The organism is Brevundimonas aurantiaca, assembly GCF_904830995.1.
In the GTDB taxonomy this organism is placed as follows: domain Bacteria; phylum Pseudomonadota; class Alphaproteobacteria; order Caulobacterales; family Caulobacteraceae; genus Brevundimonas; species Brevundimonas aurantiaca.
The window spans coordinates 2,147,879-2,161,983 of sequence record NZ_CAJGVD010000001.1; the positions used below are offsets into that span (position 1 = coordinate 2,147,879).

14 protein-coding genes are annotated in these 14,105 nt (G+C 67.9%); 9 read left to right on the forward strand and 5 right to left on the reverse strand.

What is annotated here, in order from left to right; all coding sequences use genetic code 11:
• Window positions 1–37: 37 nt before the first annotated feature.
• The gene (locus JMT67_RS10575; protein ID WP_201464039.1) at window positions 38–751 is read right to left on the reverse strand and encodes a DUF484 family protein; all 714 of its coding nucleotides are present in this window, start codon (window positions 749–751) and stop codon (window positions 38–40) included.
• A gap of 36 nt (window positions 752–787) precedes the next feature.
• Window positions 788–1,441, reverse strand: a complete 654-nt coding sequence (fsa, locus tag JMT67_RS10580) for a fructose-6-phosphate aldolase (protein ID WP_054766781.1) — start codon at window positions 1,439–1,441, stop codon at window positions 788–790.
• A 30-nt stretch (window positions 1,442–1,471) separates the two neighbouring features.
• On the opposite strand from fsa, the gene JMT67_RS10585 reads away from it, so the two are divergent.
• Window positions 1,472–3,634, forward strand: coding sequence for a primosomal protein N' (locus tag JMT67_RS10585; protein ID WP_201463432.1), 2,163 nt, complete (start codon window positions 1,472–1,474; stop codon window positions 3,632–3,634).
• 52 nt (window positions 3,635–3,686) lie between these two features.
• Here JMT67_RS10585 and JMT67_RS10590 read toward each other — a convergent pair whose 3' ends face one another.
• Window positions 3,687–4,100, reverse strand: a complete 414-nt coding sequence (locus JMT67_RS10590; RefSeq protein WP_201463433.1) for a Tat pathway signal protein — start codon at window positions 4,098–4,100, stop codon at window positions 3,687–3,689.
• 135 nt (window positions 4,101–4,235) lie between these two features.
• Here JMT67_RS10590 and ahcY point away from each other — a divergent pair, with 135 nt between their 5' ends.
• The 3 genes from ahcY (at window position 4,236) to JMT67_RS10605 (ending at window position 7,460) form a co-directional block, all read left to right on the forward strand.
• Window positions 4,236–5,627: an adenosylhomocysteinase gene (gene ahcY / locus JMT67_RS10595; protein ID WP_182713753.1), complete on the forward strand. Its 1,392-nt coding sequence runs from the start codon at window positions 4,236–4,238 to the stop codon at window positions 5,625–5,627.
• 24 nt (window positions 5,628–5,651) lie between these two features.
• A complete protein-coding gene (locus JMT67_RS10600; RefSeq protein ID WP_201463434.1) occupies window positions 5,652–6,857 on the forward strand; it encodes a BaiN/RdsA family NAD(P)/FAD-dependent oxidoreductase in 1,206 nt (401 codons plus the stop codon).
• Between the two features lie 303 nt (window positions 6,858–7,160).
• Window positions 7,161–7,460 carry a TFIIB-type zinc ribbon-containing protein gene (locus JMT67_RS10605; protein WP_201463435.1) on the forward strand — a complete coding sequence of 100 codons (300 nt, stop codon included), beginning with the start codon at window positions 7,161–7,163 and terminating at the stop codon, window positions 7,458–7,460.
• A gap of 3 nt (window positions 7,461–7,463) precedes the next feature.
• Here JMT67_RS10605 and JMT67_RS10610 read toward each other — a convergent pair whose 3' ends face one another.
• Window positions 7,464–9,182 (reverse strand): hypothetical protein, encoded by a 1,719-nt coding sequence (locus JMT67_RS10610; protein WP_201463436.1) that lies wholly within the window; start codon window positions 9,180–9,182, stop codon window positions 7,464–7,466.
• A 197-nt stretch (window positions 9,183–9,379) separates the two neighbouring features.
• On the opposite strand from JMT67_RS10610, the gene JMT67_RS10615 reads away from it, so the two are divergent.
• The 5 genes from JMT67_RS10615 to JMT67_RS10635 all read left to right on the forward strand — a co-directional run bounded on the left by JMT67_RS10615 (window position 9,380) and on the right by JMT67_RS10635 (window position 12,900).
• Window positions 9,380–10,084 carry a response regulator transcription factor gene (locus JMT67_RS10615; RefSeq protein WP_054764344.1) on the forward strand — a complete coding sequence of 235 codons (705 nt, stop codon included), beginning with the start codon at window positions 9,380–9,382 and terminating at the stop codon, window positions 10,082–10,084.
• Window positions 10,053–11,678: a stimulus-sensing domain-containing protein gene (locus JMT67_RS10620; protein ID WP_201463437.1), complete on the forward strand. Its 1,626-nt coding sequence runs from the start codon at window positions 10,053–10,055 to the stop codon at window positions 11,676–11,678. Before JMT67_RS10615 ends, JMT67_RS10620 begins: the two co-directional genes overlap by 32 nt.
• Window positions 11,675–12,109: an HPr kinase/phosphorylase gene (locus tag JMT67_RS10625; protein ID WP_201463438.1), complete on the forward strand. Its 435-nt coding sequence runs from the start codon at window positions 11,675–11,677 to the stop codon at window positions 12,107–12,109. The genes JMT67_RS10620 and JMT67_RS10625 overlap by 4 nt, the downstream gene beginning before the upstream one ends.
• Window positions 12,110–12,226: 117 nt before the next feature.
• Window positions 12,227–12,631, forward strand: coding sequence for a PTS sugar transporter subunit IIA (locus JMT67_RS10630; RefSeq protein WP_054764347.1), 405 nt, complete (start codon window positions 12,227–12,229; stop codon window positions 12,629–12,631).
• The gene (locus tag JMT67_RS10635; protein WP_054764348.1) at window positions 12,628–12,900 is read left to right on the forward strand and encodes an HPr family phosphocarrier protein; all 273 of its coding nucleotides are present in this window, start codon (window positions 12,628–12,630) and stop codon (window positions 12,898–12,900) included. Before JMT67_RS10630 ends, JMT67_RS10635 begins: the two co-directional genes overlap by 4 nt.
• Before the next feature lie 12 nt (window positions 12,901–12,912).
• Here JMT67_RS10635 and JMT67_RS10640 read toward each other — a convergent pair whose 3' ends face one another.
• Window positions 12,913–14,016 carry a phytase gene (locus JMT67_RS10640; protein ID WP_201463439.1) on the reverse strand — a complete coding sequence of 368 codons (1,104 nt, stop codon included), beginning with the start codon at window positions 14,014–14,016 and terminating at the stop codon, window positions 12,913–12,915.
• Window positions 14,017–14,105 lie beyond the last annotated feature (89 nt).

Sequence of the window (14,105 nt, forward strand, 5' to 3'; positions counted from 1 at the left end):
TCAAGCCCGAGGGTGACGGTGAGCGAAGTACGGAAAGTCAGTTCAACACCGGCCATCGCTCGGCCATCCGCTCCACCACCCGCGCCAGAAAGGCCGCCAGTTCGCAGCCCATATTGGGGGTGAAACCCTCGGGCTCAGGCGAGCCGAAGGCGCACAGGCAGGGTCGGGGCGGTTCGCCGGGGGTCAGATGCGGCGCCATGCGGACCAGGGCCACCGACTTCACCTGATCGCCGGCCGCGCCGAACAGGTCGAGCCCGTCGAACATCGGCCCCAGCCAGCTCAGGCCGTGGTCGCCCAGCAGGCGGTCCACCTCGCCGGCGTCCAGTCCGCGCCAGCCGAACGGCACCCCGCCGGGTCTTTCGAGGGCGATGGCGGCGCCGGCCAGGCCGAACCGGCCCTGGGCCGCGGCGTCGAGGCGACGCGCCAGATCGGAATGATTGCGCGCCTCCATCAGATCCAGGGCGGCGACGTGGGTCTGGGTCTGGGCGGCGAAATTGGCGCGGGCGATCATCTCGACCTCGCGCCGGGCGCCGGCCTCGCGCTCGACCACCGCCTCAAGCCGCGTCAGGGCGGCGGCGCCGAACTCGATCACATTGCGTCCGTGCGGACGCAGGCCGATCTCTTCCAACAAGGAACGATCGTCCAGCAGGGTCTGGGAATGGGTCTGGAGCCAGCCGCGCACCTCGGGCCAGGTCAGGCCGTCGCCCAGATGGGGAACCGGCTGCGCTTCAGCGGTTTCGAAAAGGTCCAATGAGCCGCTCAACAGACCTTCTCCGTGACGCGTGAGTTACAGGATGGACTGACCGGTCTTGGCCCAGTCCGCCACGAAGGCATCAAGACCCTTGTCGGTTAACGGGTGCTTTACCAGGGCTTTGAAAGTGTCGGCGCCGAAGGTGGCGGCGTCCGATCCGGCCACGGCGGCGGCGGCCACATGGGCGACGTTGCGCAGCGAGGCGGCCAGGATCTGGGTCTCGAAACCATGGACGTCGTACATCACCCGGATTTCTTCCAACAGGGCGATCCCGTCGGCGCCGTTGTCCTCCAGCCGCCCGACGAAGGGCGAGACGAAGGTGGCGCCCGCCTTGGCCGCCAGCAGGGCCTGGGCGGCGGAGAAGCACAGGGTGACGTTGGTCTTGATCCCCTTGTCGGTGAAGACGCGGCAGGCGCGCAGACCGTCCCAGGTCAGGGGCAGTTTCACGACGACGTTCGGAGCGATGGCCGCCAGCTTGTCGCCTTCCTTGACCATGGTCTCGAAATCGAGCGAGACGGCCTCGGCGGAAATCGGGCCCTCGACCAGGGCGCAGATTTCGGCGATGACCTCGGCGATGTTCCGACCCGACTTGGCGATCAGCGACGGATTGGTGGTGACGCCGTCCACCATGCCGGTGGGAACCATGTCCTTGATGACGGCGACGTCGGCGGTATCGAGAAAGAGTTTCATGGACGGCTTCATAGCCGAGGGCGCAGTTCGGTGAAAGTCGCCTCGGTCCTCATTCCCCTGCCGGTGCCGGAAGCCTTCGACTACGAGGTTCCCGAGGCGCTGAGCCTGGCGCGCGGCGATCAGGTCGCCGTTCCCTTGGGCCCGCGCCTGATCCGGGGCGTGGTGGCCGAGGTGTTCGAGACCACCGGCTCAAACCGGCGGCTGAAGGCGGTGGACTCCAAGCTGGACGACCCCGCCCTGCCGGCAGGGGTGATGGACTTCGTCGAATGGGCCGGGCGCTGGACCCTGTCCCCGCCCGGCGAGATGGCGGCCACCGCGCTGAAGGGTCTGCGCGCGCCGCGTCCCCGGCCGGAACGGAGGGTGCGGCGGGTCGGCGATCGACAGCCCTTGCGCCCCACCGCCGCCCGAACGGCCGTGCTGGAGGCTGTCGGCGCCCGGTCGATGACGGCCGCCGACCTGGCGCGGGACGCCGGCGTGTCGGCGGGCGTGGTGAAGGGACTGATCGACGAGGGGGTTCTGGAGATCGTCGAGATCGCCGCCGAAGCCGCCTTCGCCCGGCCCGATCCCGACCATGCGCCGGCGACCCTGAACGGCGACCAGGCGGCGGCGGCTTCAGCCCTGGCGGCCGGAGCGACCCAGGGCGGGTTTCGACCCTTTCTGCTGGACGGGGTCACGGGGTCCGGCAAGACCGAAGCCTATCTGGAGGCGATCGCGCGGGTGCTGCGCGCCGATCCGGCGGCGCAGATCCTGATCCTCTTGCCTGAAATCGCCCTGACCCAGGCCCTGATCGAACGGATTGCAGCCCGCTTCGGCGCGGCCCCGGCAGAGTGGCATTCGGGCGTCGCCCCGCCCCGCCGCCGCCAGGTGTGGGAGGCGACCATCGCGGGCCGTTGCAACATCGTGGTCGGCGCCCGGTCCGCCTTGTTCCTGCCCTTCGTCAATCTGCGCCTGATCATCGTCGACGAAGAGCACGACGGGTCGTTCAAACAGGAAGAGGGGCTGGTCTATCACGGGCGGGATCTGGCGGTGGCGCGGGCGCGGATCGAGGGGGCGGCCGTGGTCCTGGCCTCGGCGACCCCGTCGCTGGAGACGCTGTGGAACGCGCAGAACGGCCGCTACGACTGGTTGAAGCTGGGCGCGCGGCATGGGACCGCCGTCCTGCCGGACATCGACCTGATCGACCTGCGCACCGCCCCGCCCGATCCGCAGACCTGGCTGTCGCAGAGCCTGAGGGAGGCGATCGGCGAAACCCTGGTGCGCGGCGAACAGACCCTGCTGTTCCTGAACCGGCGCGGCTATGCCCCCGTGGTCCTGTGCCGCGCCTGCGGGCACAGGCTGACGGCGCCGGACACCGACAGCTGGCTGGTCGAACATCGCTACACCGGCCGACTGGTCTGTCACCTGACCGGCTTCTCCATGGCCCGGCCGAAACTCTGCCCGTCGTGCGGGGCCGAAGACAGTCTGGTCTCGGTCGGTCCCGGCGTCGAACGGGTCGAGGAGGAGGTGCGCCGGCTGTTTCCCGAGGCGCGGACGGCGGTGTTCAGCTCGGACACCGCGCCCGACGCCAAAGCGGCCCGGGCCCTGATCCAGCGGATGACGCACGGGGAGATCGACATACTGGTCGCCACCCAGGCCGCCGCCAAGGGCCACAACTTCCCCCGCCTGACCCTGGTCGGGGTGGTGGATGCGGACCTGGGCCTGAGGGGCGGCGATCTGCGGGCGGCCGAGCGCACCTATCAGCTCTTGGCCCAGGCGACGGGACGGGCGGGCCGGGCGGATCGGCCGGGACGGGCCCTGTTGCAGACCTGGACCCCCGAACATCCGGTGCTTCAGGCCCTGGCGGCCGGCGACCGGGACGCCTTCGTCGAGGCGGAGATGGCCGAGCGGGAGGCGGCGTCCCTGCCCCCCTTCGGCCGGCTGGCGGCGATCGTCCTGTCCAGCGAGAATGCGCAGGCTGTGGAGAAGACCGCCGCCGACCTGGCCCAGGCCATTCCCAACGCCGAACGGCTGGAGGTCTATGGCCCCGCCGACGCGCCCCTGGCCCTGGTGCGGGGCCGTCGGCGCAAGCGGCTCTTGGTGCGCGCGGATCGCGACGTCGATCTGCAAGCCTTTCTGCGCGCCTGGCTGCAGCGGGTGAAGGTTCCGGCCTCGGTCCGGCTGGCCGTGGACGTCGATCCCTATTCTTTCCTCTGAGGGGGCCTCTGAGGTGGCCTCTGAGGTGGACGCGGCCGTCCGAGAGGGCGGATCAGATCGCCATGACCGTGCCCAGCAGCAACCGGGCGCCGGGGCGGCCCAGGGTGGCGTTGGTCGCCGCCTGCAAGGCGTTGGCCAGGCGGTCGATGTCGGGCGCCGCGCCGGGCCGCAGGCCTGCGGCGAACTGCTGAGCGGCGGTGTTATAGGCGGCGCGGAGGCGGGGCGTGGACTGCTGGGCGCGAAGACGCAGGGCCGCGTCAGGCACGTCCAGACCGGTTTCGATCGACAGAACCCCTCGACGCCCGGTCAGCCCGGTGATGGAGGCGGTCACGACCGGCAGTCGGAAATAGGTTTCGGCGGAGGCGCCGCCGCCCTCCTTGCTCGAAGAGGCTGCGGCGGGCTCCGGCGAGGCCGAGGCGGCGGCCGTTGCGACAAGGGCGAGACCGAGAAGGGCGCGGCGTTCCATGGCCTGACCCTAACGCGCGGCGCTTAATAAACGGCTACGCCCCGCATATAAGGACATCCTTATGTGTTTATTGCTCCTTCAGACCTGCCGGGCTATGAGGCGCGCAATACCCCCTTACGGCCAGGAGCCCCTGCCATGACCGACTACATCATCCGCGACATCTCTCTGGCCGACTGGGGCCAGAAGGAAATCGCCATCGCCGAGACGGAAATGCCGGGCCTGATGGCGCTGCGCGCCGAGTTCGGCAAGGACCAGCCGCTGAAGGGCGCCCGGATCGCCGGCAGCCTGCACATGACCATCCAGACGGCGGTTCTGATCCAGACGCTGGAAGCCCTGGGCGCCGAGGTGCGCTGGGCCTCGTGCAACATCTTCTCGACCCAGGATCACGCCGCCGCCGCCATCGCCGCAGCCGGCACCCCGGTCTTCGCCGTCAAGGGCGAGACCCTGGAGGAATACTGGGACTACGCCCACAAGATTTTCGAATGGGCTGACGGCGGCTATCCGAACCTGATCCTGGACGACGGCGGCGACGCCACCCTGTTGTGCGTGCTCGGTCCGAAGGCCGAGAAGGACCCCTCGGTCCTCGACAACCCGACCAATGAGGAAGAAGAAGCCCTCTACAAGGTCATGAAGCGGTATCTGAAGGAGAAGCCCGGCTTCTATTCGGCCATCCGCGACGCCATCGGCGGCGTGTCGGAAGAGACCACCACCGGCGTCCACCGCCTGTACCAGATGTCGGAGCGCGGCGAACTGCCCTTCCCGGCCATCAACGTCAACGACAGCGTGACCAAGTCCAAGTTCGACAATCTGTACGGCTGCCGTGAATCCCTGGTCGACGCCATCCGTCGCGGCACCGACGTCATGCTGTCGGGCAAGGTGGCCGTGGTCTGCGGCTACGGCGACGTGGGCAAGGGCTCGGCGGCCTCGCTGCGTCAGGGCGGCGCCCGCGTGATCGTGACCGAGATCGACCCGATCTGCGCCCTGCAGGCGGCCATGGAAGGCTATGAGGTCCAGACCCTGGACGACGTCGCAGACAAGGCCGACATCTTCGTCACCGCCACCGGCAACAAGGATGTGATCACCGTCGATCACATGCGCCGGATGCGCAACAACGCCATCGTCTGCAACATCGGCCACTTCGACTCCGAGATTCAGGTCGCGGGCCTGAAGAATTTCAAGTGGGACGAGATCAAGCCCCAGGTCCACCACGTGGAGTTCCCGAACGGCAACAAGATCATCCTGCTGTCGGAAGGCCGTCTGGTGAACCTTGGCAACGCCACGGGCCACCCCTCCTTCGTGATGTCGGCCTCCTTCACCAACCAGACCCTGGCCCAGATCGAACTCTGGACCAACAAGTCGGCCTATGAGACCAAGGTCTACACCCTGCCCAAGCACCTGGACGAAAAGGTCGCGGCCCTGCACCTGGGCAAGCTGGGCGCCAAGCTGACCGTGCTGAACAAGGAACAGGCCGATTACATCTCCGTGCCGGTCGAAGGGCCGTTCAAGCCCGAACACTACCGCTACTAAGAACCGCCTTCCGGAGCCGGTCTCGTGAGCCGGGCGTCGTTCGACGTCCTGGTGGTCGGGGCCGGCGCCGCCGGCATGATGTGCGCCGCCGAGGCCGGGCGGCGCGGCCGTCGGGTTCTGGTCGTCGATCACGCGGCCAATCCCGGCGAGAAGATCCGCATCTCCGGCGGCGGACGGTGCAACTTCACCAATCTGGGCTGCGGGCCGGCGAACTTTCTGGGTGAAAACCCCCGGTTCGCCACCTCGGCCCTGCGCCGGTTCACGCCCCAGGACTTTATAAAGCGGGTCGATCAGGCGGGCATCGCCTGGCATGAGAAGACCCTGGGCCAGCTGTTCTGCGACGGCAGCGCCAAACAGATCGTGCGACTGCTGACCGACGCCCTGGCGGAGGCCGGGGTCGAGCTGCGGATGAGGACCGGCGTCGATCGGATCGCCCGAAAGGGCGAGGGCTGGTCGATCGGCCTGTCTGACGGGTCCGAGATCGCGACGGCCTCGCTGGTGGTCGCCACAGGCGGAAAGTCCATTCCCAAGATGGGGGCGACCGGCTGGGCCTATGAGGTCGCGCGGCAGTTCGACATCCGCGTGACCGAGACCCGTCCCGCTCTTGTGCCGCTGACGTTCGAGGCGGGCCTGCTGGAGACCCTGGCGCCGCTCGCCGGGGTTGCGGTGGAGGCTCGCGTGGCCTCGGCCCCGGCCGAGAAGACGCGCAGGGCCCGGTTCGACGAAGCCATGCTGTTCACCCACCGCGGCCTGAGCGGTCCGGCCATACTTCAGATCAGCTCATACTGGCGCGAGGGCGAGCCCATAGTCGCCGCCATGGCCCCGGATCACGACGTGTTCGAGGCGCTGAAGGCCGCCAAGGCGGCGAACGGACGCCAGGCGGTCCACACCGCCCTGTCCCAGATCGTGCCGCGTCGGCTGGCCGAGAACCTGTGCGCGCGCGAAGGCGTGGCGGGCAATCTGGCCGATCTGTCGGACAAGGCCCTGCGGCGACTGGACCAGGCGGTCAACGCCTGGACGGTGAAACCGGTGGGGTCCGAAGGCTACCGCACGGCCGAGGTCACCCTGGGCGGGATCGACACCGCCGCCCTGGACCAGCAGACTCTGGCCGTGAAGTCCGTCCCCGGCCTCTATTTCATCGGCGAGGCGGTGGACGTCACCGGCTGGCTGGGCGGCTATAATTTCCAGTGGGCCTGGTCTTCAGGCTGGGCCGCCGGTCAGGTCTGCTAAAGCCTGATCCGTTGAGGAGGAACCGCTTCGCGGTTCCGCTGAAACGGTGAATCAGGCTCCAGATTAAAGCGAGAGCAGGATCAAGCCGCGCCCTGTGGCGCCACGACGCATGGCGGCGCAGACGCCGACCCCCTAGCTTGGGTTTGCGGAACGGGCCCCTCTGGCGTCGTCGCGGCCGGGTTTCCCCTCCCCTGGGCGTGCGATGCGATGTCGGACCGCACGGGTGCATCGACGCGACGGGTCTCGGACCCCCTGCCTTCCCGTCGCGTCGCACCCGATCGTCAACCGACCCGGAGGCCTGCCATGCCCCTTCTGATGTGCCCCAACGACGACAGCCCGATGCAGAGCCTGGATCGGAACGGCGTCCAGTTCGACATGTGCCCGACCTGCCGCGGCGTCTGGCTGGATCGCGGCGAGTTGGAAACCCTGATGGCCTCGGCCGTCGATGAAGGACGCGCCGCCCCCCCCTCGCCGCAGACCCGCCCCTGGAACGCGCCGTCCGACTATGGAGAAGTCAAGGGCTACAGGGACGATCGCCGCCGCGACGACGGCTATCACTACAAGAAGAAGAAGCGCGACAGCATCTTCGACATTTTCGACTGACGCCTAAAGCCGAATCCCGGCGGCCGGCATCAGGGCGTTCAGCGCGGCGGACGCCTCCGGCTCAAGGCTCAGGGCCTCCTTGACCTCGGACGCGCGCAGCATGCGCAGCGCTTCCGCCCGGGCGCGATCGGCGGCCGGTCCCAGAGGCGCCGTCTCGCCGGCCGCCATTCTCAGCAGGACGCCCAGCTTCTGCGTCACGGCGGCCGAGGCGCGGGCGATCTGGCTGATCAGGCCGGCGTCCGCCTCCAGGGTTCCGCCCAAGGTCCCGATCGAGGCGGCGATCTCACGCTCGTCGATCTCTCCCAACTGCACCGCGCGCACCGAGCGCTGCAGCCGCGCCAGAGTGAGCAGTTTCTGCGAGGCGTTCGGACCGCCCGGCGTCGATTGCCGGAGCTCGGCCTCAAGCCTCACCGATTTGACGCAGCCGCTCAGCCATCGCGCCGCCGCCCGCTTGTTGGCGGCGCCGGTCACATTCTCGCAAAGCCGCGTCAGATGTTCGGCCTCGGCCAATACGGTCGCGCATGACTGAACATAGGAGGCGACGAAATCGGGCGTGACCAGGCTCCTGGACCGATCGACGAAGGCGTTCTGCACCTCCTCCAGGGTCAAAAGCCGACCCGAGGCGGACGTCAGGGCCATAGCCAGGGTCCGAAGAATATCGATCTCGCCCGCCGGATCAGAGGGGCGCAGGCGGCGGGAACTGGACAGTTCGCGCGTTATGAATCGGGCCAAGGCGGCCGACAGACGCGGAAAGTCGCCGGCGGCGATCCGGCTGCCGAGCCGGGCTGCGGGGCCATCCACGGTCGGGGTCAGAAGCCCCATCCGGGGATCCACGGCGATCAACCGCTCCACCTCCTTGGGCGCCACCATCCGCACGAGGGCCGCCAGACTGGCGCCGAGATCCAAGGACGGCCCCAGGATGTCAGCCAGATTTGACCGGATCGCCAGCATCTCCGTCGCAATCTGCTCGACGACGCTCACCACCAGGGCGCGCGGCGGCCCTTCCGTCGGCGCGCCATCCATCAGATCCATCAGCCGGTCCAGCCGCGCCCGTGCGCCCTGACGATCGGCCAGGGCCTGGGCCGCCACGCCGCCCATGATGAAGGCTCGGTCGGCCGATCCCGACAGGCGATGGGCCACATCGGCGATCGAAAGATCGTCCAGTGACGGAAACTGGCCGCTTCGGCCCGCCTTCATCAGCTGGGAGATCGTGGCGTCGGCCAGCCGCTGGTAGTGGCGCACCATCCCATGCAGATCCTGGCCGCCGGCCTGGCTTTCGGGCACGGCCACCTTCTGAACGGCATGTTGAAGTTCGACGCCCGAGGCGTCCAGCCGTTCCGCCAGATCCGGCCGGTGCAGAAGCTCGAAGGCGGTCACCCCGTGCCGCTTCAGCCAGTCCTCGAGGACGCGGCCGATCAGGGCCCGAGCATGGGGCGCATAGAGTTCCTTGGGCGAGCCGCAGGCGGGACGGGCCGCCGCTTCCGGCTTCTTCTTCGACTTTTCTTCCGGCAGCCCGAGATTCAGAATCGTCAGGCTGTTGAACTCCATCGTCTCTGGGTCCAGCGTCTCCTTGGTGACCCGCACCGCGACCGCCTGTTTGGCCTGAAACTGCTCTTCGGCGGTTTCCAGCGCGGCTTTTCGGTCTTCGGTCGCGATCAGCAGGGTCCAGGCCGCCGGGGCGGTCCTTCGGACATAGACTTCATAATGGATTGGGCCAGCCATGCGACCACCCTAAGCGCCAAGGCTTTAAGGCGGGGTTGCCCGGTAAATTGTCAGTTTCTGAAGGATCCGCCTATCGCCGTCGTTGAAACCTGCGGCTTGGCGGCCCATCTGTCTTGGCCCTAATGTAACCGCGATCGAACGGTTACGCTTGCCGTGCGTTCTCGGTTTCGGGAACGGGAAGTTCAGGAGAAGACCCCTTGGCCAACATCACCCTGGTCGATGACGACGAGAACATCGTGACGTCCGTCTCGCTGGCGCTGGAAAGCCATGGCCATAAGATCACCGCCTATCACGACGGTGCATCGGGTCTGGCGGCCTTGGAGAGCACGCCGCCCGATCTGGCCATTCTTGACGTGAAGATGCCGCGCATGGACGGGATGGAGGTGTTGCGCCGGCTGCGCCAGACCTCGCAGCTCCCGGTCATCATGCTGACCTCCAAGGACGAAGAGATCGACGAGATTCTCGGCTTCAACCTCGGCGCCGACGACTATATCCACAAGCCGTTCAGCCAGAGGCTGCTGATCGAGCGGGTCAAGGCCCTGCTGCGCCGCACCGGAGCCGACGGGGTCGAGCCCGAGCCCTCGGCCGAGGTCTCCGGCAAGGCGATAAAGCGCGGCAAGCTGAGCATGGACCCGGCCCGCCACGAATCGACCTGGGACGGCAAGCCGGTGAAGCTGACCGTCACGGAATTTCTGCTGCTTCAGGCCCTGGCCCAGCGCCCCGGCTTCGTGAAGAGCCGCGACAATCTGATGGACGCGGCCTATGACGACCAAGTCTATGTCGATGACCGCACCATCGACAGCCATGTGAAGCGGATGCGCAAGAAGTTCCGCGCCGTGGACCCCGAGTTCGACGCGATCGAGACCCTGTATGGCGTCGGCTACCGATACCGCGAAAGCTGATCTTCCCGGCCGCGAGACCGAGGAAGAGCCTCATCGACGGCCGCTGTTCCGCTTCGGCGGCTCGCGGCTCGGCGGCTTCATCCTCGCCCTCAACCTGCTGAGCCTGCTGATCCTGTTCGGCGGCGCCCTCCTGCTCAATGAATGGAGCAAGGGGTTGATTCAGGCGCGCCAGGAATCGCTGAAGGTCCAGGCCGAACTGCTCGGCAACGTGCTGGGGCAGCTCAGCATCACGCGAGGCGAGCCCACGCCGGAGCTGGACGTCGGCGAGGCGGCCCGCTGGCTGCGCGACAACTTCGTGCCCGAGGGCCAGCGGGTGCGCCTGTACGACATCAACGGCCTGCAGGTCATCGACAGCTATCAGGTCACCGAAAACATCCCCGGCCAGGCCTTGCCGCCCGCCCGGCCGGCGGGTTCCAAGGCGCCCAGCGATCTGGCGCGCGTCAATGCGCGTCGGGCCGAACAGAAGGACGCGGCGGAGCGCGAGGTGACGGCCGAGGTGGAGCTGGCCCTGGCCGGCGCGCCCCAGACCACACTCCGGCGCAATGAGTCGGGCGATCGCGTCGTCTCCGTCTCCATCCCCATCCGCCATGTGCGTCAGGTCCTGGGGGTGTTGACCCTTGAGGCCGGCAATGTCGATGAGATTCTCGGCGCCCAGAGGCGCGCCCTGGTGCCCTTCGCCCTGGTGGCCCTGGGGGTGAATCTCCTGGCGTCCCTGCTGCTGCATCTGTTCGTGGCGCGACCGATCATGCGGCTTTCGGCGGCGGCGGACGGGGTCAAGCTGCAACGGGCCCGATCCATCTCTCTTCCCGATCTGGAAGACCGCAAGGATGAGATCGGCGACCTGGCCCGGTCGCTGGAATCGATGACCGACACCCTGTCCACTCGGATGGACGCGATCGAACGGTTCGCCGCTGACGTGTCGCACGAGATCAAGAACCCCCTGACCTCGATCCGCTCGGCCCTGGAGACCCTGCCCCTGGTGAAGACGGACGCTCAGCGCGAAAAACTGACCGCCCTGCTGCAGCAGGACGTGCGGCGCCTGGATCGGCTGATCACCGACATATCCAACGCCTCGCGGCTGGATGCGGAACTGTCGCGCGATCGGCCCCGCCCCATCGCCCTGAACAGCCTGCTCAGCGACATCGTCAACGTCTATGAGACGACGGCCAAGCCCGGCGACATTCCGGTCCTGTATGATCCGCCGGCTCAGGCGCTGCGGGTGGTGGGGCGCGACGGGCCTCTGGGCCAGGTCTTCCGCAATCTGATCGACAACGCCCGCTCCTTCAGTCCGGCCGACGGATCGGTGCGCGTGATCCTGGAAGAAACGGAGGGCGAGCTGCCGATCCGGATCCGCATTGAGGATCAGGGGCCGGGGGTGCCGCCCGAAAATCTCGAGACGGTATTCGAACGCTTCTACACCTCGCGACCCAAGGGCGCGGCCTTCGGATCGAACTCAGGTCTGGGCCTGTCCATCGTCCGCCAGATCGTCGAGGCGCACGGGGGACGCGCCTGGGCGGAGAATATGACGGAGGGCGGCCGCATCCTGGGCGCCCGCTTCGTGGTGGCCCTGCCGGCGAACGGCCGCCGTCCGTGACCGAGGCCGCCCCTATCCACGCAACCACGGTGGCCCGGCGCGGACCGGACGAGGCGGCGTGGCGGGCGGTGATGATCCTGGGGCCCTCAGGCGCCGGAAAAAGCGATCTGGCGCTGCGGCTGATCGGACGCGGTTGGCGACTGGTCAGCGACGACTACACCCGAGTCTGGGCCTCAGGCGGCTCGCTTTACGCTACGGCGCCCCAGTCGATCGCCGGCCGGATCGAGGCGCGCGGGGTCGGAATCGTGTCCGCCAGAACACGTTGGATCGCCCGTGTCGTCATGGCCGTCGCCTGCGCGCCCGAGGCGGTCGAACGCCTGCCTGAGCCGCAGACCCGCCGGTTCGCGGGGGTGGATCTGCCGCTCCTGGCGCTGGATCCCCGCCCCCCGTCCGCCGTCGAGATGGTCGCAGTCGCGCTCGGAACGCTTTGAACCGGCGCGCAACGAGTCTATGACACGGCCCTTGCGGTCCCGAGGTGGGCGCGTCCGGCCTCCCTGTCGGACAGGGAGGGGTCCGGGGATGGTTCGGGGGATGCGAGTGACGTTCTCATGATTGGCCTTGTTATCGTCACCCACGGAGGGCTGGCTTCGGAGTTTCTTTCGGCGATGGAGCATGTGGTCGGCCCGCAGCGCGGGGTGGCGGCCATCTGCATCGGGCCCGAAGACGACATGGAGCGCCGGCGGCGCGACATCGTCGACGCCGCCGCCGCCGTGGACGACGGCGACGGCGTCATCCTGCTGACCGACATGTTCGGGGGCACGCCCTCCAATCTGGCGATTTCGGTGATGGAACAGACCCATGCCGAGGTGATCGCCGGGCTGAACCTGCCCATGCTGATCAAACTGGCCAGCGTGCGCGGGCGCGAGACGCTGGAGGCCTGTGTGGCCCATGCCCAGGACGCCGGTCGCAAATACATCTCCGTCGCGTCCTGGGTGCTTGCAGGCGAGAAATGAGCGTCACCGCCACACTGGACATCTGCAATGCGCGGGGGCTGCACGCCCGCGCCTCGGCCAAGTTCGTCAAGCTGGCGTCCAGCTTCGACAGCGAGATCCATGTCTCGCGCGACGGCGTCACCGTGGACGCCCGGTCGATCATGGGCCTGCTGATGCTGGGCGCCGGGATCGGCTGCCAGATCGAGGTCTCAGCCGAAGGCTCCGACGCCCAGGAGGCGATCGAGGCCCTGACGGACCTCGTCGCCCGCAAGTTCGACGAGGATCAGTAGAACCGGCGGGTCCTAGAGCCCCAGGGCGCGGCGGATGTCGCGCCAGTCCACATATTTGAAATTCTGGGTCCCGACGTCGTTCACATCGTCCTGGATCACCACCACGCCTTCGGGGAAGGGGCCGACTGCGCCGCCGGCGGCGGCCAGGCCGTCGGTGCCGGTGATCCCGTCCACCGCCCCGTCCACGACCTTGAACCGGCCCTTGTATTCGGGCGCCGCGCCGTCGATGCGCCAGACGGGGAAGGTCGAATCGCCCTGGCTGGAGGCGATCAGATAGCGTTTGTGGCCATCGGCCAGGGTCGTCAGCCCTTCGGCGTCGGCGACAAGAAGGTCCCTGGCGATCGGCTGAACCAGGGTGCGGGCGGCGCCTGTCGCCGGATTGAGGCCATAGCGCCACAGGCCGACGTTCTCCTCGTTGATATAGAGGGCGTCGGTCGCCTCGTCGGCGGCGCAGCCTTCGGAGATCGAACCGATTTCGGCCCGGCGCACCTCGCGCGACACCGGATGTCCGGCGGCGTCCGCGCTCAGGATGAACTGACGCAGCTCGCCTTCATGCCCTATCAGGATCGCATGGACCTCATCGCCCCGACGGGCAAAACAGAAGCCATAGGGTTCGACCACATCGCTCGCGATCGCGCCCCAGGGACGAACGCCGTTGTCGCCGGTCCCGGCCGGATCGAACAGATAGAGGGACACGCCGGTCTTGCCCGGCGTCCGGTCGCTGGCGCCCAGGACGATCTGCGGACGGCCGTCGATGGTCAGACCTTCGACCAGATCGACGTTGTTCAGCAGACCCTCCGGCAGGAACTGCAGGATCCGCCCGTCGAGACCGTAGATATAAAGACCCGACTTCTTGTCCGTGCCGGCGACGAAACCGAGCGTGGTCTGGCCCATGACCGTCACAGGGGTTGACGACGCCCAGACGGCCGGGTCGTCGGCGGCGTCCTGGCCCGCCGTGCCGACCGAGGGGGTCTCCGACACGGCCTGAACCTCCGCTCCCGGCCCCACGAAGCCTTCGCCCTCGCCCTGGAAATCCACCTCATGGGTCGCGCAGGCCGCGAGCAGGAGTGCGGAGATCGAGATCCCTGACCAAACGGCGCCCAGCTTGACCTTCATGATATTCCCCCTACGAATGAGAAGCGCCCTGATCCGCAAGACGACGCAGGGCGTCAACGGCGAATGAGTGACGTTTTCACGACGACAGA